The organism is Micrococcus sp. CH7, assembly GCF_001595485.1.
GTDB lineage: Bacteria > Actinomycetota > Actinomycetes > Actinomycetales > Micrococcaceae > Micrococcus > Micrococcus luteus.
On the sequence record NZ_LOSQ01000041.1, the window covers coordinates 141,193 to 168,169 of the forward strand.

At 74.1% G+C, this 26,977-nt stretch carries 25 protein-coding genes and 1 tRNA gene; 21 read left to right on the forward strand and 5 right to left on the reverse strand.

Annotated elements, in window-relative coordinates; all coding sequences use genetic code 11:
• The first annotated feature begins 64 nt into the window (after window positions 1-64).
• The 17 genes from AUV08_RS09985 (at window position 65) to ilvA (ending at window position 19,318) form a co-directional block, all read left to right on the forward strand.
• Window positions 65-1,663 carry an ABC transporter ATP-binding protein gene (locus AUV08_RS09985; RefSeq protein WP_061873230.1) on the forward strand — a complete coding sequence of 533 codons (1,599 nt, stop codon included), beginning with the start codon at window positions 65-67 and terminating at the stop codon, window positions 1,661-1,663.
• On the forward strand, window positions 1,660-3,075 hold the full coding sequence (locus AUV08_RS09990) for an ABC transporter permease (protein ID WP_061866927.1): 1,416 nt from the start codon (window positions 1,660-1,662) through the stop codon (window positions 3,073-3,075). Before AUV08_RS09985 ends, AUV08_RS09990 begins: the two co-directional genes overlap by 4 nt.
• Entirely contained in the window at window positions 3,072-4,379 is a 1,308-nt protein-coding gene (locus tag AUV08_RS09995) for an ABC transporter permease (protein ID WP_061866926.1), read from the forward strand. Before AUV08_RS09990 ends, AUV08_RS09995 begins: the two co-directional genes overlap by 4 nt.
• Before the next feature lie 2 nt (window positions 4,380-4,381).
• Window positions 4,382-4,813 (forward strand): cytidine deaminase, encoded by a 432-nt coding sequence (locus AUV08_RS10000; RefSeq protein ID WP_010079337.1) that lies wholly within the window; start codon window positions 4,382-4,384, stop codon window positions 4,811-4,813.
• 74 nt (window positions 4,814-4,887) lie between these two features.
• Entirely contained in the window at window positions 4,888-6,222 is a 1,335-nt protein-coding gene (locus tag AUV08_RS10005; protein WP_061866925.1) for a thymidine phosphorylase, read from the forward strand.
• A gap of 4 nt (window positions 6,223-6,226) precedes the next feature.
• Window positions 6,227-6,874: a DedA family protein gene (locus tag AUV08_RS10010; protein WP_061866924.1), complete on the forward strand. Its 648-nt coding sequence runs from the start codon at window positions 6,227-6,229 to the stop codon at window positions 6,872-6,874.
• A gap of 24 nt (window positions 6,875-6,898) precedes the next feature.
• The gene (locus AUV08_RS10015) at window positions 6,899-8,110 is read left to right on the forward strand and encodes an adenosine deaminase (RefSeq protein WP_036384864.1); all 1,212 of its coding nucleotides are present in this window, start codon (window positions 6,899-6,901) and stop codon (window positions 8,108-8,110) included.
• 7 nt (window positions 8,111-8,117) lie between these two features.
• Window positions 8,118-8,924 carry a MazG nucleotide pyrophosphohydrolase domain-containing protein gene (locus tag AUV08_RS10020; RefSeq protein WP_061866923.1) on the forward strand — a complete coding sequence of 269 codons (807 nt, stop codon included), beginning with the start codon at window positions 8,118-8,120 and terminating at the stop codon, window positions 8,922-8,924.
• Window positions 8,925-9,101: 177 nt separating this feature from the next.
• A complete protein-coding gene (gene eno / locus AUV08_RS10025) occupies window positions 9,102-10,379 on the forward strand; it encodes a phosphopyruvate hydratase (RefSeq protein ID WP_002856553.1) in 1,278 nt (425 codons plus the stop codon).
• A gap of 136 nt (window positions 10,380-10,515) precedes the next feature.
• Window positions 10,516-11,334: a septum formation initiator family protein gene (locus tag AUV08_RS10030; protein WP_002856544.1), complete on the forward strand. Its 819-nt coding sequence runs from the start codon at window positions 10,516-10,518 to the stop codon at window positions 11,332-11,334.
• 50 nt (window positions 11,335-11,384) lie between these two features.
• Complete coding sequence (locus tag AUV08_RS12410; protein ID WP_061866921.1) at window positions 11,385-12,983, forward strand: DUF501 domain-containing protein; 1,599 nt, start codon at window positions 11,385-11,387, stop codon at window positions 12,981-12,983.
• Window positions 12,984-13,036: 53 nt separating this feature from the next.
• Entirely contained in the window at window positions 13,037-14,452 is a 1,416-nt protein-coding gene (locus AUV08_RS10040; RefSeq protein ID WP_036316342.1) for an NAD(P)/FAD-dependent oxidoreductase, read from the forward strand.
• 91 nt (window positions 14,453-14,543) lie between these two features.
• A tRNA-Leu gene (locus AUV08_RS10045) sits at window positions 14,544-14,620 on the forward strand.
• Between the two features lie 184 nt (window positions 14,621-14,804).
• A complete protein-coding gene (locus AUV08_RS10050; RefSeq protein ID WP_036384970.1) occupies window positions 14,805-15,680 on the forward strand; it encodes a Bax inhibitor-1/YccA family protein in 876 nt (291 codons plus the stop codon).
• A gap of 121 nt (window positions 15,681-15,801) precedes the next feature.
• A complete protein-coding gene (locus AUV08_RS10055; RefSeq protein ID WP_061866920.1) occupies window positions 15,802-16,773 on the forward strand; it encodes an aldose 1-epimerase family protein in 972 nt (323 codons plus the stop codon).
• A complete protein-coding gene (locus AUV08_RS10060) occupies window positions 16,770-17,987 on the forward strand; it encodes an AI-2E family transporter (protein ID WP_061866919.1) in 1,218 nt (405 codons plus the stop codon). The genes AUV08_RS10055 and AUV08_RS10060 overlap by 4 nt, the downstream gene beginning before the upstream one ends.
• Complete coding sequence (ilvA, locus tag AUV08_RS10065) at window positions 17,987-19,318, forward strand: threonine ammonia-lyase (protein ID WP_061866918.1); 1,332 nt, start codon at window positions 17,987-17,989, stop codon at window positions 19,316-19,318. Before AUV08_RS10060 ends, ilvA begins: the two co-directional genes overlap by 1 nt.
• 10 nt (window positions 19,319-19,328) lie before the next feature.
• On the opposite strand, the gene AUV08_RS10070 is transcribed toward ilvA, so the two are convergent.
• The 3 genes from AUV08_RS10070 to AUV08_RS10080 form a co-directional block, all read right to left on the reverse strand.
• On the reverse strand, window positions 19,329-19,967 hold the full coding sequence (locus tag AUV08_RS10070) for a GPP34 family phosphoprotein (RefSeq protein ID WP_061866917.1): 639 nt from the start codon (window positions 19,965-19,967) through the stop codon (window positions 19,329-19,331).
• A 96-nt stretch (window positions 19,968-20,063) separates the two neighbouring features.
• Complete coding sequence (gene greA / locus AUV08_RS10075) at window positions 20,064-20,558, reverse strand: transcription elongation factor GreA (protein ID WP_060973861.1); 495 nt, start codon at window positions 20,556-20,558, stop codon at window positions 20,064-20,066.
• A gap of 258 nt (window positions 20,559-20,816) precedes the next feature.
• On the reverse strand, window positions 20,817-21,263 hold the full coding sequence (locus AUV08_RS10080; RefSeq protein WP_036316331.1) for a DUF4307 domain-containing protein: 447 nt from the start codon (window positions 21,261-21,263) through the stop codon (window positions 20,817-20,819).
• Between the two features lie 115 nt (window positions 21,264-21,378).
• On the opposite strand from AUV08_RS10080, the gene mca reads away from it, so the two are divergent.
• Together mca and AUV08_RS10090 are read left to right on the forward strand one after the other, a co-directional pair.
• The gene (gene mca / locus AUV08_RS10085; protein ID WP_081097734.1) at window positions 21,379-22,371 is read left to right on the forward strand and encodes a mycothiol conjugate amidase Mca; all 993 of its coding nucleotides are present in this window, start codon (window positions 21,379-21,381) and stop codon (window positions 22,369-22,371) included.
• Window positions 22,372-22,419: 48 nt separating this feature from the next.
• Window positions 22,420-22,824: a hypothetical protein gene (locus tag AUV08_RS10090; RefSeq protein WP_036384966.1), complete on the forward strand. Its 405-nt coding sequence runs from the start codon at window positions 22,420-22,422 to the stop codon at window positions 22,822-22,824.
• 156 nt (window positions 22,825-22,980) lie between these two features.
• Here the strand turns inward: AUV08_RS10090 and AUV08_RS10095 are convergent, their stop codons facing one another.
• Window positions 22,981-23,700: a hemolysin III family protein gene (locus AUV08_RS10095; RefSeq protein ID WP_036334246.1), complete on the reverse strand. Its 720-nt coding sequence runs from the start codon at window positions 23,698-23,700 to the stop codon at window positions 22,981-22,983.
• Window positions 23,701-23,805: 105 nt separating this feature from the next.
• Here AUV08_RS10095 and AUV08_RS10100 point away from each other — a divergent pair, with 105 nt between their 5' ends.
• A complete protein-coding gene (locus AUV08_RS10100; RefSeq protein ID WP_041105013.1) occupies window positions 23,806-24,579 on the forward strand; it encodes an isoprenyl transferase in 774 nt (257 codons plus the stop codon).
• Here AUV08_RS10100 and AUV08_RS10105 read toward each other — a convergent pair.
• Window positions 24,558-25,199, reverse strand: a complete 642-nt coding sequence (locus tag AUV08_RS10105; RefSeq protein ID WP_225348937.1) for a rhomboid family intramembrane serine protease — start codon at window positions 25,197-25,199, stop codon at window positions 24,558-24,560. The two genes, AUV08_RS10100 and AUV08_RS10105, sit on opposite strands and share 22 nt — an antisense overlap.
• A 227-nt stretch (window positions 25,200-25,426) precedes the next feature.
• On the opposite strand from AUV08_RS10105, the gene AUV08_RS10110 reads away from it, so the two are divergent.
• Entirely contained in the window at window positions 25,427-26,875 is a 1,449-nt protein-coding gene (locus AUV08_RS10110; RefSeq protein WP_061866915.1) for a PhoH family protein, read from the forward strand.
• Window positions 26,876-26,977 lie beyond the last annotated feature (102 nt).

The following is a 26,977-nucleotide window of genomic DNA, read 5'->3' on the forward strand; positions in this document are numbered from 1 at the left end:
GCGCCCGGCCCGCCCCCGCCGCCGAGCGCGGCACCACGAGCATCGACCAGACGGAAGGCCCTCGATGAGGCTCGAACTGCGCGGGATCACCAAGCGCTTCGGCTCGTTCGCCGCGAACGAGGACGTGAACCTGACCGTGGAGTCGGGGCGGGTGCACACCCTCCTCGGCGAGAAAGGCGCCGGCAAGTCCACCCTGATGAACGTCCTCTTCGGGCTCTACGAGCCCACCGAGGGGGAGATCCTGCTCGACGGCGAGCCCGTCCGGTTCTCCGGCCCCGGCGAGGCCATGCGCGCGGGCATCGGCATGGTGCACCAGCACTTCATGCTCGTGCCCGTCTTCACGGTGGCCGAGAACGTGGCCCTCGGCGACGAGCACACCCGCGCCCTGGGCGTGCTCGACCTCGAGGCCACCCGCCGGCGGATCCGGGAGATCTCCGCGCAGTACGGCTTCGACGTGGACCCGGACGCCGTCGTCGAGGACCTGCCCGTGGGCGTGCAGCAGCGCGTCGAGATCATCAAGGCCCTCGTCCGCGACGCGCGCATCCTCATCCTGGACGAGCCGACCGCCGTGCTCACCCCCCAGGAGACCGACGAGCTGCTCGGCATCATCCGGCAGCTGCGGGCGGACGGCACGGCGATCGTGTTCATCTCCCACAAGCTGCGCGAGGTCAAGGCCGTCTCGGACGACATCACCGTGCTGCGCCGCGGCCGCGTGGTCGGCACGGCGGAGCCCTCCGCCGAGGCCGCCGAGCTGGCCGCCCTCATGGTGGGCCGGAACGTCGTCCTCGAGCGGCGCAAGACGGCCCCGACCCTGGGGGAGGAGACGTTCCGCGTCGAGGACCTCTCCGTCGTCTCGCCCACGGGCCAGGTGCTGCTGGACGCCGTGTCCTTCGCCGTCCGCCAGGGCGAGGTCCTCGCCGTGGCCGGTGTGCAGGGCAACGGGCAGACCGAGCTGACCGAGGCGATCATGGGCCTGGTCAAGGCCACCGGCTCCGTCACCCTGGACGGCCGGGAGCTGATCGGCCGGTCCACCCGCCAGATCATCCGCGCCGGCGTCGGCTTCGTGCCCGAGGACCGCTCCACGGACGGGCTCGTCGGCCCGTTCTCCGTGGCGGAGAACATGGTGCTCAACCGGTACGACGTCGCCCCGGCCGGCAACGCCGTGCAGATGCGCCCCGCCGCGGTGCGGGCGCTCGCCGAGCGCCGCGTGGCCGAGTTCGACGTCCGCACCCAGGGCGTGGACCTGCCGGTCTCCTCCCTCTCGGGAGGCAACCAGCAGAAGGTCGTCATGGCCCGCGAACTCGTGGACGGGCTGCGCCTGTTCATCGCCTCGCAGCCCACGCGCGGCGTGGACGTCGGCTCGATCGAGTTCCTGCACGACCGGATCATCGCCGAGCGCGACGCCGGCACCCCCGTGCTGATCGTCTCCACCGAGCTGGACGAGGTCCTCGAGCTGGCGGACCGGATCGCCGTGATGTACCACGGGCGGATCGTCGGCATCGTGCCGGGGGACACCTCGCGCGAGACGCTCGGCCTCATGATGGCCGGCCAGACCCCCGACGACGCGGCCCTCGCCTCCGGCGCAGACGTCGCCGCGGGCACGCCCGGCACCGCCGGTGAGGCGCCCGCCGCCCACCCCACCACGGAAGGAGAGCGCCCGTGAGCACCGCCGCCCCGCAGCGCCCGGCCCCCGCGTCCGACGCGGCCGCCCGGCCCGCCCCCGCCGACTCCGCCCTGCGCCGGATCCTCTCGGGCAACGGCACGGTCACCGCCCTGGCGATCCTGCTGTCCCTGCTGATCTCCGGCCTGCTGATCATCGCCGTGGACGAGGACGTCCGCGACGCCGCCGGCTACTTCTTCGCCCGCCCGGGCGACCTGCTCTCCGCCGCCTGGGCCGCGTTCGCCGGAGCCTTCGCGGCCCTGTTCCGCGGCGCCGTCTTCAACTACCGGGCCTCGGACGCGACGGGCATGCTCTACCCGCTCACCGAGACCCTCACCGTGGCGACCCCGCTGATCATCATCTCGCTGGGCATCGCCATCGCCTTCCGGGCGGGCCTGTTCAACATCGGCGGCCAGGGTCAGTTCATCTTCGGCGCCATGTTCGCCGCGTGGTTCGGCGTGCACCTGCACCTGCCGGCCGGCGTGCACCTGCTGCTCGTCGTCGTGATGGGCGTGCTCGGCGGCGTGCTGTGGGGCTCCGTCGTCGGCGTGCTCAAGGCCTGGACGGGCGCGCACGAGGTGATCCTCACGATCATGCTCAACTACGTGGCGGTGAACCTGCTCGCCTACCTGTTGAACACCCCCGTCCTGCGGGCGCCCGGCACCACGAACCCGGTGTCCGCGCCGCTGGACCGCTCCGCCATGTTCCCGCGGCTGCTGGGGACCGACTTCCGGCTGCACTGGGGCTTCTTCGTCGCGCTGCTGGCCGTGCTCTTCACGTGGTGGCTGATGCAGCGCTCCACCCTCGGCTTCCGCCTGCGGGCCGTGGGCGCCAACCCGGACGCCGCCCGCACGGCCGGCATCTCCGTCAAGGGCTCCTACCTGGCCGCCATGGCGATCTCCGGCGGCCTCGCCGGCCTGGCCGGCGCCACCCACGTGGCCGGCACGGAGAGCACGCTGAACACCTCCGTGGCCGGGTCCTTCGGCTTCGACGCGATCACGGTGGCGCTGCTCGGCCGGTCCCACCCGGTGGGCGTGCTGTTCGCGGGCCTGCTCTTCGGCGCCCTGCGCGCCGGCGGCGTGACCATGCAGACCGAGACCGGGGTGCCGGTCGACATCGTCCTCGTGGTGCAGTCCGTGATCGTGCTGCTCATCGCGGCCCCGCCGCTGGTGCGCGCCATCTTCCGGCTGCCCGCCCCGGGCGCCGCGCGCGCCCGCCGCGCGGCCGACTCCGTGACCCAGCCCGCCGTGGCCGGCGCCGCGCTGACCGGCGCCGGCGGCCACGCCGCCGCCCCGTCCACGGGCGTCCAGGAGGCCGCGACCGCCGCCGTCGCGGACCCGCAGGCTCCGACCACTGCACCCACGGACACGGCCCCGACCCACCGCCCGCACGAGCAGAAGGGGGACGCCCGATGAGCGCGACCGCCGCCCGGCCCCACGCCGACGTCGTCCGCCCCGAGGCCGCCGAGCCCGCCCGGGTCGTGGTCCGGCACTGGACCACCCCGATCGCCCTGACGATCCTGACCCTGCTGGCCCTGGCCGTCTTCGCCCTCGGCGCCCCCGAGGCGGCGGCGACCTTCCGACTCTCGAACGCGTCCGACGCCGTCGTGCTCCCGGACCTGACCGCCGACCCCGTGCTGGGGGGCTGGCTGCTCGTCGGGCTCATGGCGCTGCTGACCGCGGTGGCCTGGCTGGCGACCCTGCGCTCGGGGCGCACCCCCGGCTGGGCCGCGGCCCTGTTCGCCGTCGCCTTCGTGGCCGCGTTCCTCATCTGGGTGATCGGCTCGGCGGACAACACCACCGTGTTCCTCACCGGCCTGATCGCCGGCTCGTTCGCGCTGGCCGTCCCGCTGATCTTCGGCTCGATGGCCGGCATCCTGGCCGAGCGCTCGGGCGTGGTGAACATCGCGATCGAGGGTCAGCTGCTGGCGGGCGCGTTCACGGCCGCCGTCGTCGGCACCGCCACCGGCTCGCCCTGGGCGGGCCTGGCCGCCGCGATCGTGGCCGGCGTCCTCGTGTCCTGGCTGCTCGCCGTGTTCTCGATCAAGTACCTGGTCAACCAGGTGATCGTCGGCGTCGTGCTCAACGTGCTCGTGGCCGGCCTGACGAGCTTCCTGTACTCCACCGTCCTCACGGGCGGGGACACCGAGCTCAACGCGCCGCCGCACTTCCCGAACCTGCGGATCCCGGGCCTGGCGGACATCCCCGTGCTCGGGCCCATCCTGTTCAACCAGACGATCCTGGGCTACGCGATGTACCTGCTCGTCATCGCGCTGTGGTTCGCCCTGTTCCGCACCCGCTGGGGCCTGCGCGTGCGCGCCGTGGGCGAGCACCCCAAGGCCGCGGACACCGTGGGCATCGACGTGAACCGCACGCGGTACGCCGCCGTCCTGCTGGGCGGCGCGGTGGCCGGCATGGGCGGGGCGTTCTTCACGCTCGTCTCCGCGTCGTCCTTCACCAAGGAGATGACGGCGGGCCAGGGCTTCATCGCGCTCGCGGCCGTGATCTTCGGCCGCTGGAACCCGATCGGCGCGTTCTTCGCGGCGCTGCTGTTCGGCTTCGCCACCAACATGCAGTACGTCCTGGCGATCCTCGGCACCCCGGTGCCGAGCCAGTTCATGGCGATGCTCCCGTACCTCGTCACGGTGTTCGCCGTGGCCGGCCTCGTGGGCCGCTCGCGCGGCCCGGCCGCCTCGGGCGTGCCGTACGTGAAGGAGTAGCCGTGGCGGACGGGCAGCACACGACGACGGCGCCGCGCGTGGACTGGGACCGGCTGCGGGCCGCGGCCCTGGCCGCCACGGAGCACGCCTACGTGCCCTACTCGGGGTTCCGGGTGGGCGCCGCCGCGCTCACCGACGACGGCCGCCTCGTCTCGGGCTGCAACATCGAGAACGCGTCCTACGGGCTGACCCTGTGCGCCGAGTGCGCGCTGCTGGCCGACCTGCGCATGGGCGGGGGCGGCCGACTGGCCGCGTTCGTGTGCGTGGACGGCGAGGGCGTGCTCACCATGCCCTGCGGGCGGTGCCGCCAGCTGCTGTACGAGTTCCGCGCCCCCGGGCTCGTGCTGCTCACCCCGGCGGGGGAGCGGGGGATCGACGCGGTGCTGCCGGACGCCTTCGGCCCGGCCGACCTGGAGCGGGCGGACCGTCCCTGACCTGCGGCGCGCTCCCGGGCCCGCTCGCTAGAGTCGGAGGCTGACCGTCGCAGCCGTCCTCCGAGGAGAACCCCATGACCGCGCAGCCGCAGGCCGAGCCCTTCGACGCCGTCGAGGTGATCCGCACCAAGCGGGACCGGGGGACGCTGTCCCCCGAGCAGATCGACTGGGTGGTGGACGCGTACACCCGCGGCGTGGTGGCGGACGAGCAGATGTCCGCCCTGGCCATGGCGATCCTGCTCAACGGCATGGACCGCGCCGAGATCGCCCGCTGGACGGACGCGATGATCGCCTCGGGTGAGCGCATGGACTTCGGCGGGCTCACCACCCCGGACGGCCGCCCCCTGGCCACCGCGGACAAGCACTCCACCGGCGGCGTGGGGGACAAGATCACCCTGCCGCTGGCCCCGCTCGTGGCCTCCTTCGGGGTGGCGGTGCCGCAGCTGTCCGGCCGCGGCCTCGGGCACACCGGCGGCACCCTGGACAAGCTCGAGGCGATCCCCGGGTGGCGGGCCGACCTCAGCAACGAGGCGATGCTGCGCCAGCTCTCCGAGGTGGGCGCCGTGATCTGCGCGGCCGGCTCGGGCCTGGCCCCGGCGGACAAGCGCCTGTACGCCCTGCGTGACGTCACCGGCACGGTGGAGGCCATCCCGCTGATCGCCTCCTCGATCATGTCCAAGAAGATCGCCGAGGGCACCGGCGCCCTGGTGCTGGACGTCAAGTGCGGCTCGGGCGCGTTCATGAAGGACGAGGCGTCCGCCCGCGAGCTGGCCCGGACCATGGTGGATCTCGGCCGGGACGCCGGGGTGGACACCTCGGCGCTGCTCACGGACATGTCCGTGCCCCTGGGCCGGACGGCCGGCAACGCCCTCGAGGTCCGCGAGTCGGTGGAGGTGCTCGCCGGCGGCGGCCCGGCCGACGTCGTGGAGCTCACCGTGGCGCTCGCCGCCGCGATGCTCGCCGGCGCCGGGGTCACGGACGTGGACCCGGCCGAGCACCTGGCCAACGGCCGGGCGATGGACGTGTGGAACCGGATGATCGAGGCCCAGGGCGGCGACCCGCGCGCGGCCCTCCCGACGGCGGCCCACAGCGAGGACGTCGTCGCGGAGACGGACGGCGTCCTCACCGAGCTGGACGCGATGGCCGTGGGCCTGGCCGCGTGGCGCCTCGGCGCCGGGCGGGAGCGGCAGGGCCAGGCCGTCCAGGCCGCGGCCGGCGTCGAGGTGCACGTGCGCCCCGGCGAGCGCGTGGCCCGGGGTCAGAAGGTGCTGACCCTCCACACGGACACGCCGGAGCGCTTCGAGCGGGCGAAGGCCGCGCTCGCCGGCGGCTGGGCCGTCGGCGAGCTCGACGACGCCGCCGCCCGGACCCTGCGCGAGCGCTCCGTGATCCTGGACCGGATCGGCTGACCGGATGCTCGCGTGGCTCGAGGAGGCGATCCTCCACGCCTCCGCGCAGTGGTGGGTCCTGCCACTGACGCTGCTGCTGTGCCTGCTCGACGGCATCGTGCCGATCTTCCCGTCGGAGTCGGTGCTGGTGGCCCTCGGCGCGATCGTCCGCGACGGGCACCCGTTCTCCCTGTGGGCGCTGTGGGGGGTCGGCTTCGCGGGCGCGTTCCTGGGGGACGTGGCCGCGTACGGGATCGGCCGTGCCGTGGGTGTGGAGCGGTTCCGGTGGATGCGGCTGCGGCGGGTGCGGGCCACGGTCGAGGTCGCCCGGCACCACCTGCACAGTCACGGCGCGCTGCTGCTGTTCACCGCCCGGTTCATCCCCGGCGGCCGCGTGGCCCTCAACTTCACCGCCGGCGCCACCCGCTATCCGCCGGTGCGGTTCGTGGCGCTGGACCTGCTCTCCACGGCCAGCTGGGCCGCGTATTCGATCATGATCGCGCGCCTGACCGCGGGGTGGCTGGAGAACCCGGTGCTGCAGATCGCGGTCTCCGTGACGGGTGCCGCGCTCGTGGGCCTGTTGCTGGACCGTCTGCTCAAGGCCCTGCTGCGCCGCCGGCTGGGCGCCGGGGTGAAGGGCCTCACCCTGGCCGAGCAGGAGGCCCTGCGCTGAGCGCCCTGCCGTAGAGTGACGCCCGTGACGACGACGCAGCTTCCGGACACCGCATCCCCCTCCCCGCTCGAGGTCGACCTGGCCGTCCTGCCCAAGGTCTCCCTCCACGACCACCTCGACGGCGGCCTGCGCGTGGGCACCGTCCTCGACCTGGCCCGCGAGGCCGGCGTCGAGGTCCCCGCGGACACCGTCGAGGGCCTGGCCGAGTGGATCGCCGAGCACGCCAACGGCGAGTCCCTCGAGAAGTACCTGCAGGTCTTCGCCCTGACCACCGCCGTGATGCAGACCCGCGAGCAGCTGCGCCGCGTGGCCCGCGAGTTCGTCGAGGACCTGGTCGCCGACGGCGTCGTCTACGGCGAGATCCGCTGGGCCCCCGAGCAGCACCTGGCCGGCGGGCTGAGCCTGGACGAGGCCGTCGAGGCCGTGCAGGCCGGCCTGGACGAGGCGGTCGAGGCCGCCGACGCCGCGGGCCACGTGATCCGCGTGGGCCAGCTGGTCACCGCGATGCGGCACGCCGACCGGGCCCAGGAGATCGCCGAGCTGGCCGTGCGCCACCGCGAGGCCGGCGTCGTGGGCTTCGACATCGCGGGCGCCGAGGCCGGGTTCCCGCCCTCCCGCTTCGCCGACACCTTCACGTGGCTGGCCGCCCACCACCTGCCCGTCACCGTGCACGCGGGCGAGGGCGACGGCCTGGACTCCGTCCGCTCGGCCCTCGTGGACGGCCGCGCCCTGCGCCTGGGCCACGGCGTGCGCCTGGCCGAGGACATCTCGGTGGAGTACGGCGGCGTGGACGAGGACGGCGAGCAGCTGGACGAGCTGACCGGCATCGTGGACCTGGGCGAGACCGCCGCGTGGGTGCGGGACCGGCAGATCGCCTTGGAGGTCTGCCCGTCCTCGAACCTGCAGACCGGCGCGGTGGACGCCGCGGCGGGCATCGCGGGCCATCCCATCGACCTGCTCGTGCAGCTCGGCTTCCGCGTCACCGTGAACACGGACAACCGGCTCGTCTCGGACGTGTCCCTGACCGACGAGCTCTACCTGCTCGCCGAGACCTTCGGCTACTCGCTCTCCGAGCTGCTGGACCTGCAGCTCAACGCTGCCGAGGCCGCCTTCCTGTCCGTGGACGAGCGCGAGGACCTCGCCGAGATCCTCGTGGCCGGCTGGGGCGAGGTCATCTCCGGCGACGCCGTCGGCCCGGTCCTCGAAGAGCTGGACGACGAGGACGAGGACGACTGATCCGCCCGTGAGCGCGAGTGTGGACCGTCTGGTGGCGGTGGTCGAGGCCCTGCGCGACCACTGCCCGTGGACGGCCGCGCTCACGCACGCCGACCTCGCCGAGTACCTCGTGGAGGAGGCGTACGAGGCGGTGGCGGAGATCGAGTCCCGCGACGCCGCCGCGTGGGCCGACGTGCCCGCGCGTCGGGCCGACGGCGCGTACCCCGCCCTGGCCGCCGAGCTCGGGGACGTCCTGTTCCAGGTGGTCCTGCACGCCGCCGTCTCCCGGGCGCCGGGCGCCCCGGCGGAGACGGCCGGGTTCCGCCTGGACGACGCGGCCGACGCCCTCACCGCCAAGATGATCCGGCGCAACCCGCTCGTGCTCACTCCCGAGGGCGGCCTGCGCCCGGCCGAGGAGCTCGCCGCCGTCACGCCCGAGGCCGTCGAGCTGGCCTGGGAGCGGGTCAAGGCGCAGGAGCGGGCCGCCGCGGGGCTCTCGTCCGCCGCCCCGGCCCACGGCGACGGCGGCACCGGCCCGGGCCTCGACGTCGGCGGCATCCCGGCCCGGCTGCCGGCGCTGGCCGCCGCCGCGAAGGTGGTCGACCGCGCGGCCCGGCAGGAGCCGGACCCGCTCGCCGCGCACGTCCCGGCGCCGGCCGCCGAGGCGGGAGAGCGCCCGGCGGCGGTGTGGCCGGGCGAGGCCGCGCTCGGGGCGGAGCTGTTCGCGCTGGTGCGTCGGGCCCGGGCGGCGGGGCTGGACCCCGAACGGGCCCTGCGCACCACGGTGGCCCGGGTGCGTGCGGGGGACTGGTCGGCGCTGCGTCCGTCCGGCTGACGCGACGCCGCTCCGGCCCGGCCGCAGTCCCGACCGCGCCCCAGCGACATCGCAGCAGGGGGGAACGGCGGTCTTGTCGCCGGCGCGCGGCCGACCGGAACCTGAGGTCCCCGCTAGGCTGAGGCCGTGTCCACGCCGCGGGCACGACTTCCGACTTCGATTGAAGGAGACCCGTCCATGGCCCTGATCGACGCCATCCACGCTCGCGAGATCCTCGACTCGCGCGGCAACCCCACCGTCGAGGTGGAGGTCCTGCTGACCGACGGCTCCCTGGGCCGCGCGGCCGTGCCCTCGGGCGCGTCCACCGGCGAGTTCGAGGCGGTCGAGCGCCGTGACGGGGACAAGAAGCGCTACGGCGGCAAGGGTGTGCTGGACGCCGTCGCCGCCGTCGAGGGCATCGCGGAGGAGCTCGAGGGCGAGTTCGCCGCGGACCAGCGCGCCGTGGACCGTGCGATGCGGGACCTGGACGGCACCCCCAACAAGGGCAAGCTGGGCGCGAACGCGATCCTGGGCGTGTCCATGGCCGTCGCCGCGGCCGCCGCGCAGGCCTCCGACCTCATGCTCTACAAGTACCTGGGCGGCCCGAACGCCCACGTGCTGCCCGTGCCGATGATGAACATCCTCAACGGCGGCGCCCACGCGGACTCCAACGTGGACATCCAGGAGTTCATGATCGCCCCGATCGGCGCCCCGTCCTTCCGTGAGGCCCTGCGCTGGGGCACCGAGGTCTACCACGCCCTGAAGTCCGTGCTGCAGGAGAAGGGCCTGTCCACCGGCCTGGGCGACGAGGGCGGGTTCGCCCCGTCCCTGGAGTCCAACCGCGCCGCCCTGGACCTCATCGCCGAGGCCGTGACGAAGGCCGGCTACCGCCTGGGCGAGGACATCGCGCTGGCGCTGGACGTCGCCTCCTCCGAGTTCTTCGACAAGGGCTCCTACACCTTCGAGGGCCAGCAGCGCTCCGCCGAGGAGATGGCCGCCTACTACACCGAGCTGGTGGACAACTACCCGATCGTCTCCATCGAGGACCCGCTCGACGAGGACGACTGGGACGGCTGGCAGCACCTGACGGCGCAGCTGGGCGATCGCGTCCAGCTGGTGGGCGACGACCTGTTCGTCACCAACGTGGAGCGGCTGCAGCGCGGCATCGACGAGAAGGCCGGCAACGCCCTGCTCGTGAAGGTCAACCAGATCGGCTCCCTGACCGAGACCTTCGACGCGATCTCCCTGGCCCAGCGCCACATGTTCCACTGCATGATCTCGCACCGCTCGGGCGAGACCGAGGACACGTTCATCGCGGACCTCGCGGTGGCCACCAACGCCGGCCAGATCAAGACCGGCGCCCCGGCCCGCTCGGACCGCGTGGCCAAGTACAACCAGCTGCTGCGCATCGAGGAGGACCTGGCCGACGCCGCCGTCTACGCGGGCCGCTCCGCCTTCCCGCGCTTCCGCGGCTGACCGTCCCGACGACGACGCGCGGGCCCGCTCGGATCCTTCCGGGCGGGCCCGCGCCCGTCCCGGGGGCGGCCAGGAGCCTGCCAGGGGCGGGCAGTAGGCTGTGAGGGTCCCCGCCACGCGTCCGAAGGAGTCCGCGATGAGTCCGCGCCGCCCCCGCGTGCCCCGTGTCGACCCGACGACGGGCGCCCCGCGCCGGCCCGCCGTCGCGGCCCCGGCGGCCCCGACGACGGCCTCCCCGCAGGCGGACGCGCCCACGCCGACCCCTGAGGCCACCACGCCGACGCCCGCGGCGACGGACGCCGAGGTCATCGACCTGCACAGCGTCCAGGAGCGCCGCCAGGCCGGTCACCACGGACACCTGGACGGGCACCCGGACGCGGACCGGGCCGACACGGCCCCCGCCGAGGACACCGCCGCCCCCGCGTCCCCGTCGGCACCCCCGCGCCGGACGGCGCCGGCCCGCCCGGCCGGGCGTCGGCCCCGGCCCGCCCCCCGCCGCGCCGCATCGGCCGCCGCCACGGCCGCCCGCCGTCGGGCCCCGCTGCCGGAGCCGGTGCCGGCCCGGCAGATCACGGGCCGCGCGCTCATCGTCGTCGCCGTGCTGCTGGTGGCCGCCGTCCTGGTGGCGCCCACTCTGCGCGCGTTCCTGAACCAGCAGCTGGAGATCTCGGCCGCGCGCGAGGAGATCGCCGCCATGCAGGCTCAGCGCGAGGACTACGAGCGGCGGATCCAGCTGTGGGACGATCCCTCCTACGTGACCCAGCAGGCGCGTGAGCGTCTCGAGCTGGTCATGCCGGGGGAGACCCTGTACTCCGTGACGGGGCGGCCCTCCGAGACCGAGACCGACACCGAGGCCGAGGACACGCCCGCCGCCGGCGCGGACGAGACCGTCAACACCCGCCTGCCGTGGGCCGAGGGCCTGTGGGACTCGGCCGTCCGCGCCGGGCTCGAGTGAGTCCCGCGTCCCGCCCCCGCCCGCACCACCCCCGCACCCCCGAGGACACCATGACCGTCAGCCCCCGCCCCGCCCAGGACCGCACCGTCACCGAGAAGGACCTGGACACCCTGTCCCGCCAGCTCGGCCGCCCGGTCCGGGACGTCGTGGAGATCGGCGCCCGCTGCGTGTGCGGCAACCCCCTCGTGGCGACCACCGCGCCGCGCCTCTCCAACGGCATCCCGTTCCCCACGACCTTCTACCTGACGCACCCCGTGCTGACGGCGGCGGTCTCGCGCGTGGAGGCGGACGGGGAGATGGCGCGCATGAACGACCGCCTCGCCCAGGACCCCGTGCTCGCCGCCGCGCACCGCGCCGCGCACGAGGCCTACATCGCCGAGCGGGACCGGGTCGGGGCCGAGGCCGGCACGGGGCCCGTCCCGGAGATCGCCGGGGTCTCGGCCGGCGGCATGCCCGAGCGCGTGAAGTGCCTGCACGCCCTCGTGGGCCACGCGCTCGCGGCCGGGCCGGGGGTGAACCCGCTCGGGGACGAGGCGATCGCCCTGGTGGCCCCGTGGTGGACGCCCGAGGTCTGCGCGTGCGAGGGCGCGTGGGACGAGGCCGCGGCGGTGCCCACGAAGGACCTGTCCCGGCACGTGAGGCACCTCGAACGCGTCGCCGCGCTCAAGGAGGTCACGGTGGCCGGCGTGGACTGCGGCACGAACTCCATCCGCCTGCTGATCTCCCGGCCGGCCGGGACGGACGAGACCACCGGCGCCGGGGCCGACCCGGCGGCGCCGCTGGCCGACGTCGTGCGCGAGATGCGCGTGGTGCGCCTGGGCGAGGGCGTGGACGCCACCGGCGCGTTCTCCGACGCCGCGCTGGAGCGCACCTTCGCGGCGGTCGACGAGTACGCCCGCCTGGTCCAGCGCCACCACGCCGGCCGGGTCCGGTTCGTGGCCACCTCCGCCAGCCGGGACGTCTCCAACCGGGCCGCGTTCGTCGACGGCGTCCGGGAGCGGCTCGGCGTCGAGCCGGAGGTCGTCTCGGGCGCCGAGGAGGCCGGCCTGTCCTTCCCGGGCGCCGTCTCCGCCGTCGAGACCGCGGACCTGGGCCCGGAGGACCTCGTGCTCGTCGTGGACCTCGGCGGCGGCTCCACCGAGCTGGTCGTCGGCACGCCCGCGGGCGAGGTCGTGGGCGCGGTCAGCCTGGACATGGGCTGCGTGCGGTTCACCGAGCGTCATCTGCGCTCCGACCCCCCGACGTCGGATGAGGTCACCGCGGCCCGCGCAGACGCGCTCCGTCTCCTCGACGACGCCGCCGCCCGCCTGCCGCTGGAACGCGTGGCGCGCGTGGTCGGCGTGGCCGGCTCGGTGACCACCGTGACCGCCGAGGCCCTCGGGCTCAGCACGTACGAGCCCGAGGCCATCCACGGTGCGCGCCTGCCGATCGCCGAGTCCCGCGCGGCGGCGGAGGGCCTCGTGGCGGCGACCCGGGCCGAACGCGCCGAGCGGGGGTTCATGCACCCGGGACGGGTGGACGTGATCGGCGCGGGCGCGCTGCTGTGGAGCACCGTCCTGGAGCGGGTGGCCGAGGTCGCGGGCGTCACCGAGGCCTGGGCGAGCGAGCACGACATCCTGGACGGGATCGTGCTCTCGCTGCGGTCCTGACCACGACGGCGGAGAGTGGAGGGGCCGGGCCCGTGCGTGCGTAGACTGGCGGTATGTCTCTCACCCCTGAACTGTCTCCCAAGCCGCGCCTGCTGATCGTCGGCGGCGGCTACGCCGGGTTCCATGTCGCCCGCGAGCTGCAGAAGAAGGTCGCCGAGCGCGGCGGCGTCGTGACCGTCGTCGACCCCCGACCGTACATGACGTACTACCCGTTCCTGCCCGAGGTCGTGGGCGGCCACATCGAGGGCCGCCACGTGAACGTGGACCTGCAGACGCACCTCAAGGACGCCGAGGTCGTCCGCGGCGCCGTCGTGTCCGTGGACCACGCCGGCCGCACCGCCGTGGTGCGCGGCGAGGGCGGCGACGAGTTCGAGATCCCGTACCAGGACATCGTGATGACCGCGGGCGCCGTGACCCGCGTGTTCCCGATCCCGGGTCTGGGCGAGCAGGGCATCGGTCTGCGCTCGGTCGAGGAGGCCGTCCAGCTGCGCAACCAGATCCTGGAGCGCCTGGACGCCGGTTCCCTGATGACGGACGCCGAGGAGCGCAAGCGTGCCCTGACCTTCGTGGTGGTGGGCGGCGGCTTCGCCGGGATCGAGGCCATCGCGGAGATGGAGAACCTCATCCGCAACGCCGTGGAGCGCAACGAGCGCCTCTCCCAGTCGGAGATCCGGATCGTCCTCGTCGAGGCCATGGGCCGCATCATGCCCGAGGTCTCCGAGGAGCAGGCCCAGGGCGTGGTGGAGCACCTGAAGGACCGCGGCATCGAGGTCCTGCTCAACACCTCGCTGGGCGACGCCACGGACGGCGTCATGAAGCTCGTGGCCATGCCCTCCAAGGAGGAGGCGGAGACCTTCGCGGCGGACACCCTCGTGTGGTGCGCCGGCGTGGTGGCCAACTCCGTGGTCAAGAGCACCGACTTTCCGGTGGACGACCGCGGCCGCGTGGAGGCCACCCCCACCCTGCAGATCAAGGACGGCGAGGCCGGCGCGCTCGAGGGTGCGTGGGCCTGCGGCGACGTCTCCGCCGTGCCGGACCTGACCGGGGCCGGCCCGGGCGGCTTCTGCGTCCCGAACGCCCAGCACGCCATCCGTCAGGCCAAGCGTCTGGCCGCCAACTACATGGCCGTGCGCCACGGCGAGGGCGAGGTGCAGGAGTACGTGCACAAGTCCCTGGGCACCGTGGCGGGGCTGGGCTTCGGCCGCGGCGTGGGCAACCCGCTGGGCACCAAGATCGCCGGCATCCCGGCGTTCCTGGCCCACCGCGGCTACCACGGCTACGCGATGCCCACCCTGGAGCGGAAGTTCCGCATCCTGTCCGGCTGGGTCGCCGAGACCCTGTTCGGCCGTGACTCCACCTCGGTGGCGGGCCTGGACACCCCGTTCAACCCGTTCCGCCGCGCCGCGGGCGTCGAGCTCGAGCCCGGCCGCTTCGAGCGGCAGCGGGCCCTCGAGTCCTCGAAGGGCTGATCCCGCAGCCAGCGGGCCGCCGGCCCCGTCCGAGCGCATCGGGCGGGGCCGGCGTCGTCCGCACCCGGGCCCGCGTCCACGGGCCCGCCACGCCCCCGTGGCCCAACTGGCAGAGGCGGCCGACTTAAAATCGGCGTGTTGCGGGTTCGAGTCCCGCCGGGGGCACCACGCGTCTCCCCGCGCGCCTCGCTTCTGCGCCCACCGTGAACAGCCGGTGAACCGGCGCGGATCCACGCTCCGACCCCGCGCGCGGACACAGACCTCCCGATAGGATCGTGCTGAACCCCGGGGCACGAACGCGGCTCACTGCGGCGGCGTGCGACCGGGCCGACTCGACCCGAAGGAGTGAGCCGTGGCGAATCCGGTCATGAACTCTCAGAACTTCCAGCAGCAGATGCAGGGCGGCGGACAGGCGCAGCCCGGTTGGTACCAGGGCGGGCAGCAGTCCGCGCAGTCCCCGTACGGCCAGCAGCAGAGCCCGTACGGCCAGGCCCAGGCGTTCGGCGCCGGCCAGGCGGCCCAGCAGTACGCGCACCAGCAGTCCATGGAGGACGCCTTCCGCGCGCCCTCCGCCGGCCCGGAGCAGACCGGCCGGATGACCTTCAACGACGTCGTCGGCAAGACCGGCCTGATGCTCGTGCTCGTCGTGGTGGCGGGCGCCGTGGGCTGGTTCTCGCCGGGCCTGATGATCATCGGCGCGATCGCCGGCCTCGTGCTGGGCCTGGTCAACGCGTTCAAGCGCGAGCCCTCGCCCGTGCTGATCATGGCCTACGCCGTGGCGCAGGGCCTGTTCCTGGGCGGCATCTCGGCGTTCTTCGAGGGCGCCTACCCGGGCATCGTGGTGCAGGCCGTGCTCGGCACCTTCTCCGTGTTCGCGGTGATGCTGGCGCTCTACACCTCGGGCAAGTTCCGCCCGACCCCGCGCATGACGAAGATCGTCATGGGCGCCATGATCGGCTACCTCGTCTTCATGCTCGTCAACCTGGTCCTCACCTGGACCGGCATCGGCAACATGCGTGAGGGCGGCCTGGGCCTGATCATCGGCGCGATCGCCGTGCTGCTCGCCGCGTACTCGCTGACGATGGACTTCGAGATGGCCGCCGTGGGCGTGAAGAACGGCGCCCCGCAGAAGTACTCCTGGTCCGTGGCCTTCGGCCTGACCGTGACCCTGATCTGGCTGTACATCGAGATCCTGCGCATCGTCGCCATCCTGCGCGGCAACGACTGACCGGCGCCCCGTCCCCGCACGGAGACCCGCACCGCCGCCCCGGTCCTGCACAGGGCCGGGGCGGTCTGCGTCCGCGAGGGCGTAGATTGAGGGGGTCCCTCGCCGCCACTCAGGAGGTTTCGTGACCGAGACCAGCGACCTGCCCGCCTTCGGGGCTCCGGACGCCACCGGCACCCAGCACCGCCTGCACCGCGGGTCCGCGGAGGCCGTCGTCGTCGGCCTGGCCGGTGCCCTGCGCAGGTACCGCGTGGGCGGCGTGGACCTGACCGAGCCGTACGGCCAGGACGTGGTCCCGCCCGCCGCCAACGGCATCCAGATGAGCCCGTGGCCGAACCGCGTCGCCGGCGCCCGCTGGATCCTGGACGGCGTCGAGCAGCGCCTGGACGTCACCGAACCCGCGCGCGGCCACGCCAGCCACGGCCTGCTGCGCAACACCCACTTCGTCACCGAGACGTTCTCCGCCCACGCGGTGACCCTGCGCGGTGAGATCCACCCCCAGCACGGCTGGCCGTTCCGGCTCACCCACCGCGTCACGTACGAGCTCGAGGCGGACGGCGGCCTCACCGTCACCGCCGAGGTGCAGAACCACACGGACGCCACCGTGCCCGTGGCGGTCGGCTCCCACCCGTTCCTGCGGATCGGGGACGTCCCGACGGCGGAGCTGAGCCTGCGCGTGCCCGCGGACGCCTGGATCCGCACGGGGGAGGACCTCATCCCCGTGGAGACCCTGCCGGTGGACGGCACCGACCTGGACTTCCGCCGCGGCCGGGCCGTGGGCGAGGCCGCCCTGGACGTGTGCCTCACCGGCCTGACCCCGGACGCCGACGGCCGGCACCGCCAGACCCTGCTCGCCGCGGACGGCCGCGCCGTGACCCTGTGGACCGACCACGCGTTCGCCTACACCCACGTCTTCGTCACGGACCGGCTGCCCGGCCGTGACACGGCACTAGCGGTGGAGCCGCTCACCGCTCCCGCGGACGCCCTGAACTCGGGGGAGGGCCTGCACCGGCTCGCCCCGCACGCCCGCTGGAGCGTCCAGTGGGGTCTGACCCCCCATGTCCCCGACCACCCACACGAGGAGGATCGCGCGTGAGCTCGACCCTGGCGGCCCAGACCAAGATCGACAAGGACGTGCCCTACGGGCTGACGGTGGCCGCGGCCTGGTCCTGGCGGCTGGTGGCCGTCGTCATCGGCATCGGCGTCGTGGTGTACCTGCTGGGCTTCGTGAGCCTCGTGGTGATCCCGATCCTCGTGGCCGCGCTGCTGGCCACCCTGCTGGCCCCGGTGTTCCAGGCGATGCGGCGCATCAAGGTGCCGGGCGTCGCGGCCGCCCTGCTGTGCGTGCTGCTGCTGGTCGTCGTCGTGGTGGGCCTCATGGGGCTCGCCGGTCAGCAGATCGTCCAGGGCTTCGCCCAACTGGGCGGCCAACTGGGCCAGGCCGTCGACGACGCGATCGCCTGGCTGGCCGGCGTGGGCGTGGAGATCCCCCGTTCCGGTGCCGGGCTGGAGGGCCTGTGGCAGACGCTGCGGGACAACTCCGCCACGGTCATGAACAGCGCCGTCTCGTTCGGCTCCACGGCCGTCAACATCGGTGCGGGCCTGTTCATCGCCCTGTTCTCCCTGATCTTCTTCCTCTACGACGGCGACCGCATCTGGCGCTTCCTGCTGATCTTCGTGCCGAAGGCGCACCGGGCCACCGTGGGCCGCGCGGGCCGCTCCGGCTGGCAGTCCCTCGGCTCCTACGTGCGGGTCCAGATCTTCGTGGCGTTCATCGACGCCGTCGGCATCGGCATCGGCGCCCTGATCCTCGGGGTGCCGCTGGCCATCCCGCTGGCCGTGCTCGTGTTCCTGGCCTCGTTCATCCCGATGATCGGCGCCACCCTGACCGGCGCGATGGCGGTGCTCCTGGCCTTGATGTCCAACGGCCTGGTCAACGCGCTGCTCATGCTGGGCGTGGTGCTGCTCGTGCAGCAGATCGAGTCGAACGTCCTGCAGCCGCTCGTGATGGGCAAGGCCGTCGCGCTGCACCCGCTGGCCGTGTTCCTGGCCGTCGCCGCCGGCTCCACCGTCCTCGGCCTGGCGGGCGCCGTGTTCGCCGTGCCGGTGCTGGCCTTCGTGAACAGCTTCGTCCGCGCCCTCACCGCCGACACCCCCGAGGAGCTCACGGAGCGGACGGACCACGCCCTCGAACCGGGCGGCGCGGAGGACGAGGCGGCCGGCTCCCACCGGTACCGCCCCTCGACGCACGAGGACGCCGCCCTCGCCTCCGAGGCCGACGCGGGCACCCGGCACGGGGACGGCGCCTGATGGGCGCGGCGCAGGCCACGGACACCCCGGACCGGACCGTCCCGACGCCGTCGCCCCGGTGGGTGCGGCCCGCCGGCGGCCCGCCGGCCCCGACGGCGCTGCCCGTCACCCTCGAGGAGATCGAGCGGGCGCGCGAGACGCTGCGCGGGATCGCCGAGCTCTCCCCGCTGCAGCACTCCCGGGCGCTCTCCCGGGCCGTGGGCACGGACGTGCACCTGAAGTGCGAGAATTTGCAGCGGGCCGGCTCGTTCAAGGTCCGCGGCGCCTACGTGCGGATGGCGCAGCTGAGCGAGGAGGAGCGCGGCCGCGGCGTCGTGGCCGCCTCGGCCGGCAACCACGCCCAGGGCGTCGCCCTCGCGGCCGCCAAGCTCGGCATCCGCGCCCGCATCTTCATGCCGCACGGCGTCGCCCTGCCCAAGCTGCAGGCCACCCGGGACCACGGCGCCGAGGTCGTCCTGCACGGCTCCACCGTGGACGAGTCCCTCGCCGAGGCGCAGCGGTGGGCCACGGAGACCGGTGCCGTGTTCATCCCGCCGTTCGACGACCCGGCCGTGATCGCGGGCCAGGGCACCGTCGGCCTCGAGATCCTCGACGTGCTGCCGGACGTGGACACCGTGATCATGGGCATCGGCGGCGGGGGGCTCATCGCCGGCACGGCCGTGGCCCTCAAGGAGGCCGCCCGGCGTCGTGGGCGCACGGTGCGCGTCATCGGCGTGCAGGCGGCCACCGCCGCCGCGTTCCCCGGCTCCCTCGAGGAGGGCCGCGTCCAGGTGCTGGAGAGCGTGTCCACCATCGCGGACGGCATCGCCGTCGGCAGGCCCGGGGCCCTGCCGCTGCGGATCGCCGCCGAGCTGGTGGACGCCGTCGTGACCGTCACGGACGACGAGATCGCCGCGGCCCTCGTCCACCTCCTCGAGCGCTCCAAGCTCGTCGTGGAGCCGGCGGGCGCCGTCGGGGTGGCCGCCCTGCTGGCGGGCCGCACGGCGGACCTGGGCTTCGAGCTCGGCACCACCGCCGTGATCCTCTCCGGCGGGAACATCGATCCGATGCTCATGCTGAAGTCCATCCAGGCCGGACTGTCGGCCGCGGGGCGCTATATGACCGTGCGCATCCCGCTGCGGGACCGCCCGGGCGAGCTGGCCACGATCTCACGGATCATCGCGGACACGGACGCCAACGTGGTGCGCGTGGACCACACCCGCGTCGGCCCGGAGCTGTCCATGGGCGGCGCGCACATCACGATCGACATGGAGACCCGCGGCGCCGAGCACTCCGCCCAGGTCCTGGAGGCGTTGCGCGCGGCCGGTTACAGCCCGGCCCCGCTGCCCTGACCGGGCCGGCTCAGGCCGCGGAGCCGGCGGCGGCCGCGGTGACGGTGCCGGAGGTCCCGCCCACCGCGCGGCGCACGGCCTGGACCAGGAGGTCCTCGCGCGTCAGTGTCTCGATGCGGCGGACCATCTCGCGGCGGTCGTAGCGCTCGTGGGAGCCCGGCAGCAGGCGTCGGGCGAGGTTGAGGTGCTGCAGCACGCCGAGCAGGAGCACGTCCTCGTCGGCGGGCTCGGCCTCGTCGAGGACCACGGCGGTCAGGTGCGCCAGCAGCTCGGTGCGCTCGGTGCCCCGGGGGACGTGCCGGGTGGCCAGGAAGGCCTTGCGCTCGGTGAGGCGGCCGGTCTCGGTCAGATGGGCGACGACGGCCTTGCGCAGGTCCGGCTTGCCGGCCGCCACAGTGGACACGAGCGGTCGGCCGGCCAGGGCGTCGACCTGTCCGAGGGAGGAGTCCAGGACGGGGTCGCCGGTGGTGCCGGCCGCGGTCACGAGCACGCGGGCCCGGTCCACGGGGACGTCCTCGAGGGTCACGATCCCGGCGGAGCGGTGGTCGGCCAGCGCGGCGGCCGCGAGGGCCACGCGGTGGTGGGAGGGGCTCTCGGAGAGCCCGTCCTCGCGGGTGAGCAGCAGGTGTGCCTTCTCGACGGTCAGCATGGGGCCAGAGTAGCAACGGGGGCGCGGTGGGACCCGGGACGGACGACGGCCGCGGCCCCTGGAGGGGACCGCGGCCGCCGTCGGAGCCGGGCAGGGTCAGCCGGAGTAGGGCTGGACGTCCTTGACCTCGACCTTGATGTCCTTGCCGTTCGGGGCGGTGTAGGAGACCTTGTCGCCCTTCTTGGCGCCGTTGATGGCCTCGCCGAGCGGGGAGCGCTCGGAGTAGACCTCGAGCGACTCGTCGTCCGCGGCGATCTCGCGGTTGCCGAAGAGGAAGGTCATCTCGTCGCCTGCGACGACGGCGGTCACCACGGTGCCCGGGTGCACGGCGCCGTCGTTCTCGGCGGCCTCGCCCACGCGGGCGGTCTCGAGCAGGTGCTTCAGCTCGGCGATGCGGCCCTCGTTCTTCGACTGCTCCTCGCGGGCGGCGTGGTAGCCGCCGTTCTCCTTGAGGTCGCCCTCATCGCGGGCGGCCTCGATGCGCTCGATGATCTCCTGACGGCCGGGACCGGAGATGTACTCGAGCTCCTTGGAGAGGCGATCGTACGCCTCCTGGGTCAGCCACGGGGCGTCGGACTGGCTGGTGGTCATGCTCTGTTCCGCCTTTCTGTCTCGGGTGATGCGGAGTCCGGGGCGCGGCGCACCGTATCCGGTGCGCGATCCGCGTCCGGCGGACGCGCCCGCATGCGAAAGACCCCGCCGACCAGGAGGACGCGCGTGACCCGAGGGCTCCGTGCGACGCCTGCCTGACTCACCGGCGGGGCGGGAATGCTCCGACGAGTCTATCCGGGCGGCGTGCGTCACACCAACGGCGGCCGCTACGCCGAGGGCGGAGCACTCCGGGAGGGCTCAGACCTTGCGGCAGGTCTCGACGATGCCGGAGTCGCCCCGCACCACGGTGCGCACGTCCACGGTGTAGCGCTGCTGCGCGTCCGAGGGGGAGTCCCGCCGGTCGGCCGGCAGGGTCTCCAGGCGGACGGTGCGGAAGCCGACGGGGGCGGCGTGGGAGTCGGTGACGAGCACATCGCACTCGGCCTGCACGCCCTCCGGGACGGAGGCCTGGAAGGTGACGGTCGCGTGGCCGTCGTCCTCGATGGTGAAGCCGACGTCCTTGTACTCGATGGCGCCCACGGACATGTTCAGGCCGATCCACACGGACAGCAGCACGGCCACGACCAGCCCGAGCCCGCCGAGGCCCGCCCACAGCCGACGACGGCCCGGACGCGTGTGGTTCGTGCCGTACCGGTTGGCTAATGTGGGGTCCTGCGCGCGGACCGCGGGGGCGTGGTGAGACATCCCCTCCACCCTAGCCGCTGCCCGCCGCCGGAGGCCGATGACGACGTCGGCCTGGACCCCTCACGCCGCCGCCCCCGCGGCGGCCCCGCCATCCGGACAGGAGTGTGCGATCCCCGTGACCGATCAGACCCCCCAGGCCCAGCCGGCCGCAGGCACCGCCCTGCCGCCCTCCACCGGGCTGCGTCTCATGGCGGTGCACGCCCACCCGGACGACGAGTCCTCGAAGGGGGCCGGCACCATGGCCGCCTACGCGGCGGCCGGGGCCGAGGTCATGGTCGTCACGTGCACCGGCGGCGAGGCCGGCACCCTGCTCAACCCGTCGTTCGGGGACACCACCCGGGCGGACCGGGACATCGCGGCCGTGCGCCGCGAGGAGATGGCGGAGGCCGCGCGCATCCTCGGCATCCGGCACGCCTGGCTCGGCTTCCTCGACTCGGGCCTGCCCGAGGGGGATCCGCTGCCGGCCCTCCCGGCGAACTGCTTCGCCGAGGTCCCGCTCCGGGATGCGGCGGCCCCGCTGATCTCGCTCGTGCGCCGGTTCCGCCCGCACGTGCTCATCTCCTACGACGAGGTCGGCGGCTACCCCCACCCGGACCACCTGCAGGCCCACGCCGTGACGATGGAGGCGTACCGGGCCGCGGGCCTCGCCGACGAGTACCCCGAGGCCGGGCCCGCCTGGGAGGTCTCGAAGGTCTACTACGACTGCGGCTTCAACCCGCGGAAGTTCCGCACGATGGCCGCGGTGGCCGAGGCCGACGGCGAGGACGTGCCGTTCGCCCGACGCCTGATGATGTTCGACGCGATGGACGCGATGCGCGAGGTGCTGCGCCGCCGCGAAGCCGGGGAGGACGTGCCCGACCCGGAGGTCATCCCGCCGTGGGTCACCGCGGACCACGACGTCACCACGCAGGTGGACGTCACCGGCTTCCTCGACGAGCGCGACGCCGCCCTGCGGGCGCATCGCACCCAGATCGACCCCGACGGCATGTTCTTCGACGCGCCCCACGACCTGCAGCGGCGCGCCTGGCCGTGGGAGGACTTCGCGCTGATCGACTCGCGCGTGCCCTCCGAGCTGCCGGAGCACGACCTCTTCGCCGGCCTGCGCTGAGCCGCCCCGGCTCGGGCCGTGCGGCCGGGGCCGGTAGAGTGGGGCGGCGTGACACCCCTGTCTGGCCTTCCCCTCGTCCTCACCGCGCTCGCGGCCGCGAGCCCCGCGCCGGTGCCCGCCGTCCCGGAGCCGACGCTGCGCCCCGGGCTCGAGGAGGCGGAGGTCACCCCCGGCATCGAGGGGTTCCTGTTCACCGCGCTCATGGTGGTCATGGCGATCATCGTCCTCCGCGTCATGGTCCGCTCGGTGCGCCGCGTCCAGCAGCGTTCCCCGGAGGCCGAGGCCATGCTCGTGGAGCGCCATCAGCAGCACCTGCCGGACGAGGTCCGCGCGGGCGGCGAGCACCTGGACGCGGACTCCGAGGACCGGCTGCGCCGCCTGCAGGAGAAGTACCCCGGGTACCTCCAGGAGCCGGCCCCGGAGCCCCAGGCCCCGGACACCGGACGCGACTGACCGTCGTCGGGCCCGTGCACGCCCGAGACTCGACGCCGGAGACTCCACGCCCGAACCCTTGAGGCCCGCAGACGCGCCGCTACGGCATGACCGTAGCGGCGCGTCTGCGGGCCTCGGCGCTGCCCGGCGGGGCGCAGACCCCCTTCCTCGACACGCTCAGGCGACGACGAGCACCGCCCGGTAGATGGCGACGGCGTGGCACACGAAGCCGGCCACCGTGAAGGCGTGGAACAGCTCGTGGAAGCCGAACCACTCGCGGTGGATCGTGGGGGCCTGCAGCGCGTAGAAGACCGCGCCCGTGATGTACGCGACGCCGCCGGCCACGATCAGCCACCCCGCCGCCGCATCCGCGGCGAAGAAGTCGCCCAGGTACAGCAGCGCCGCCAGCCCCAGCACCACGTACACCGGCGTGTAGAGCCAGCGCGGGGCGTCCGTCCACAGCACCCGGAACCCGACGCCGGCCACGGCCCCCACCCATACCAGGGTGAGCAGCACACGCGCCCGGTCCGGAGGCAGCAGGGCCAGGGAGAGCGGCGTGTAGGTGCCGGCGATGACCAGCATGATGTTCGTGTGGTCCAGCCGCTTGAGGACACGGGAGACCACCTCGTTCCACTGCACCAGGTGGTACGTCGCCGAGACCGCGAACAGCAGCAGGCCCGTCACGGCGTAGACCGCGCTGGCCCACCGCAGCGTCGCGGTCGGCGCGAGCACGATGAGCACGATGCCGGCCGCGAGCGTCAGCGGCGCCATGACCGCGTGGGTCCAGCCCCGCAGTCGGGGCTTGTACAGCGGATGCTCGGGGTCGCGGATGCGCTCGATGCGCCAGCGCAGGCGGCGGGCGGCGTCGGCGTCGGGGAGGGGTGTCACGGGGTCCATGCCTCCATTGTCGTCGGTCGGCCCGGGGCCGGGGCACGGGATGGTCGCTGTGTGTCGCGCGCGTATCCTGGAGGCTCGCAGGACCGTCCGAGAGGGGAGCGCGCCGTGGGTCGACCCGAGGCCTTCTACCGCCTGTACGAGCGGCGGCTGACGCGTGGCCTGGACCCGGAGCGGCTGCCCCGGCACATCGGTGTGCTGGTGGACGGCAACCGTCGCTGGGCCCGCGCGTTCGGGGCGTCCACGCAGCAGGGCCACCAGGCCGGCGCCGAGCGCATCCTGGACTTCATCGGCTGGTGCGACGAGGCCGGCATCCCCGTGGTCACGCTCTACATGCTCTCCACCGAGAACCTGCGGCGCCCGGCGGAGGAGCTCGCCCCGCTCCTGGAGATCATCCAGACGACGGCGGAGCGCCTCGCCCAGCCGGCCGAGGGCCGCGCCCCCGTGTGCGTACAGCCGGTCGGCGCGGTGGACCTGCTCCCCGAGCCCATGGCGCGACGGCTCGCCGAGGTGGCCGAGCAGACCAAGGGCCACGACGGCGTGCACGTGAACGTGGCCGTGGGCTACGGGGGCCGCCAGGAGATCCTCGACGCCGTGCGCGAGCTGCTGCGGGACGAGCACGCCCTGGGCCACAGCGCGGCGGAGGTGGCCGAGTCCGTCACCGTCGAGCAGATCGCGGACCGGCTCTACACGCGCGGCCAGCCGGACCCGGACCTGGTCATCCGCACGTCCGGGGAGCAGCGGCTCTCCGGGTTCCTGCTCTGGCAGTCCGCGTACTCGGAGTTCTACTTCTGCGAGGCCATGTGGCCCGCGTTCCGCAAGGTCGACTTCCTGCGTGCCCTGCGCGACTACGGCAGTCGTCAGCGCCGGTTCGGCACCTGACGGTCGGCGCGGCCCCACCACAGGCCCAGCAGCACCCCGACGACGGCCCCGGCCAGGTGGCCGGTCCACGAGATGCCGGGGGCCGGCAGCAGGCCGATCAGGCTCGAGCCCAGGTGCGTGAGCGCGACGAGGACGGAGACGACGACCGCCCCGAACCGCCGCACCGCGATCCCGTAGACGATCAGGAACGCGATCAGCACGTACACGATCCCGGAGGCGCCGATGTGCACGCCCGGGGTGCCGATCACCCAGGTCAGCAGGCCCGAGCCCAGCCAGGCGCAGACGAGCAGGGCCACCGGCCGGCGTGAGACCAGGGCGGCCAGCGGGCCGAGGACGAGCAGCGCCGTCGTGTTGCCGATCAGGTGGGCCCAGCCGGCGTGCAGCACAGGGGAGAACAGGACCCCGTCGAGGCCGGCGAGGCGCCGCGGGATCAGGCCCACGCCGGGGATGATCACCCGGCCGAGGAAGATCAGCACGAACTGCGCGACCCACATGGCCGCGATCAGCATGGCGGTGGGCGCGACGGCGCCCAGCAGGCGGCCGCCGGCGCGCTCGGCCAGGGTCGGGGCGGGGGCCGGGCTGCCCGGCAGATCGGGCAGGCCGGGGGACGGGCGGTGCATGCTCAAGGGCCCTCCTGGGGACGGGGAGCGGGCGGCCGCCGGGACGTCGGCGGCGCGTCTCCAGTGTAGGGAGCGCGGGACGTCGGGGCCGTGGCGGGGCCCGGACGGACCGTCACCGCGACTTCATCCCGGGTTCACCGTGCCGGGCCCCGGTGGACGACGCCGCTTCCTAGCGTGGCCCGTGGGCGGACCCCCGTCCGCACGGTTCACCGGCACAGGAGGCAGACATGGTGGCAGAGCTCGTGGAGCACGCGCAGACCCGGCAGGAGCCGTCGAGCCGGCCGGGCCAGGCGCGTGCCGAGGCGGGGCCGGCGGAGGCGGCCGGCCTGCGGACCTACGTGGTGGACACGTCCGTGCTGCTCTCGGACCCGCGCGCCCTGCTGCACTTCGCCGAGCACGAGGTGGTCCTGCCGCTCGTGGTGGTCTCGGAGCTCGAGGCCAAGCGCGCCGACCCCGACCTCGGCTACTACGCGCGCACGGCGCTGCGCCTGCTCGACGACCTGCGCGGTCGCCACGGCGCGCTGGACCAGCCCGTGCCGATCACCCCCGAGGGCGGCACGCTGCGGATCGAACTGAACCACGTGTCCGTGGACGTGCTGCCCCTGGGCATCCGCGGCACGGACAACGACTCCCGCATCCTCGCCGTCGCGAAGGCGCTCGCGGACGAGGGCGCCACGGTGACGGTCGTGTCCAAGGACCTGCCGATGCGCGTGAAGGCGGCGGCCATGGGCCTCGCCGCGGACGAGTACCGTCACGAGCTCGTGCGTGACTCGGGCTGGCGCGGCACCGTCTCCCTCAGTGTGGCGCAGGAGCGGCTGGACGCGCTCTACGACGACGGCGAGGTCGACCTGGCCGGCATCCCGCTGGGGTCCCTGGCCGGCACGGGCGTCGAGACCGGGCCGGGGGAGGCCCCGGCCGAGGCGGACCGCCTGCCGGTCAACACGGGGCTGGTGCTCACCGCGCCCCGGGGCTCCGGCCTGGCGCGGGTCGGCGAGGGCGGCCGGGCCCGCCTGGTGCGCGGGGACCGCGACGTGTTCGGCCTGCACGGCCGCTCCGCCGAGCAGCGGTTGGCGATCGAGCTGCTGACGGATCCGGGCGTGGGCATCGTCTCCCTCGGCGGCCGCGCGGGCACCGGCAAGTCCGCGCTGGCGCTGTGCGCGGGCCTCGACGCCGTGATGGAGCGCCGCGAGCACCGCAGGGTGGTCGTGTTCCGTCCGCTGTACGCCGTCGGCGGCCAGGACCTGGGCTACCTGCCCGGCTCGGAGGGCGACAAGATGGGCCCGTGGGCGCAGGCCGTGTTCGACACCCTGGGCGCCCTGGTCTCCCCGTCCGTGGTGGACGAGGTGGTGGACCGCGGGATGCTGGAGATCCTGCCGCTGACGCACATCCGCGGCCGTTCGCTGCACGATGCGTGGGTGATCGTGGACGAGGCGCAGTCGCTCGAGCGGAACGTGCTGCTCACGGTGCTGAGCCGGATGGGCCGCAACTCGAAGGTGGTGCTGACCCACGACGTCGCCCAGCGGGACAACCTGCGCGTGGGCCGGCACGACGGCATCGCGGCCGTGGTGGAGCGCCTCAAGGGCCACCCGCTGTTCGGGCATGTGACGCTGACCCGTTCCGAGCGCTCCCCGATCGCCGCACTGGTCACGGACCTGCTGGAGGAGGGCCGGGCCTGAGCCGGGCGGCGGGGTCGGGCATGAAAAAGGGGCCGCTGCCGAAGCAGCGGCCCCCGGCGGGGGTGCTCGGCCCCGCGGAGGGGGGATGGGGGACCGAGGAAG

What these genes read in the sequence shown, in the direction of transcription:
- AUV08_RS09985 (WP_061873230.1), top strand. Translation starts at nt 65, where the DNA reads ATGAGGCTCGAACTGCGCGGGATCACCAAGCGCTTCGGCTCGTTCGCC.
- AUV08_RS09995 (WP_061866926.1), top strand. Translation starts at nt 3,072, where the DNA reads ATGAGCGCGACCGCCGCCCGGCCCCACGCCGACGTCGTCCGCCCCGAG.
- AUV08_RS10005 (WP_061866925.1), top strand. Translation starts at nt 4,888, where the DNA reads ATGACCGCGCAGCCGCAGGCCGAGCCCTTCGACGCCGTCGAGGTGATC.
- AUV08_RS10010 (WP_061866924.1), top strand. Translation starts at nt 6,227, where the DNA reads ATGCTCGCGTGGCTCGAGGAGGCGATCCTCCACGCCTCCGCGCAGTGG.
- eno (WP_002856553.1), top strand. Translation starts at nt 9,102, where the DNA reads ATGGCCCTGATCGACGCCATCCACGCTCGCGAGATCCTCGACTCGCGC.
- AUV08_RS10030 (WP_002856544.1), top strand. Translation starts at nt 10,516, where the DNA reads ATGAGTCCGCGCCGCCCCCGCGTGCCCCGTGTCGACCCGACGACGGGC.
- AUV08_RS12410 (WP_061866921.1), top strand. Translation starts at nt 11,385, where the DNA reads ATGACCGTCAGCCCCCGCCCCGCCCAGGACCGCACCGTCACCGAGAAG.
- AUV08_RS10040 (WP_036316342.1), top strand. Translation starts at nt 13,037, where the DNA reads ATGTCTCTCACCCCTGAACTGTCTCCCAAGCCGCGCCTGCTGATCGTC.
- ilvA (WP_061866918.1), top strand. Translation starts at nt 17,987, where the DNA reads ATGGGCGCGGCGCAGGCCACGGACACCCCGGACCGGACCGTCCCGACG.
- AUV08_RS10070 (WP_061866917.1), bottom strand. Translation starts at nt 19,967, where the DNA reads ATGCTGACCGTCGAGAAGGCACACCTGCTGCTCACCCGCGAGGACGGG.
- greA (WP_060973861.1), bottom strand. Translation starts at nt 20,558, where the DNA reads ATGACCACCAGCCAGTCCGACGCCCCGTGGCTGACCCAGGAGGCGTAC.
- AUV08_RS10080 (WP_036316331.1), bottom strand. Translation starts at nt 21,263, where the DNA reads ATGTCTCACCACGCCCCCGCGGTCCGCGCGCAGGACCCCACATTAGCC.
- AUV08_RS10095 (WP_036334246.1), bottom strand. Translation starts at nt 23,700, where the DNA reads ATGGACCCCGTGACACCCCTCCCCGACGCCGACGCCGCCCGCCGCCTG.
- AUV08_RS10105 (WP_225348937.1), bottom strand. Translation starts at nt 25,199, where the DNA reads ATGCACCGCCCGTCCCCCGGCCTGCCCGATCTGCCGGGCAGCCCGGCC.
- AUV08_RS10110 (WP_061866915.1), top strand. Translation starts at nt 25,427, where the DNA reads ATGGTGGCAGAGCTCGTGGAGCACGCGCAGACCCGGCAGGAGCCGTCG.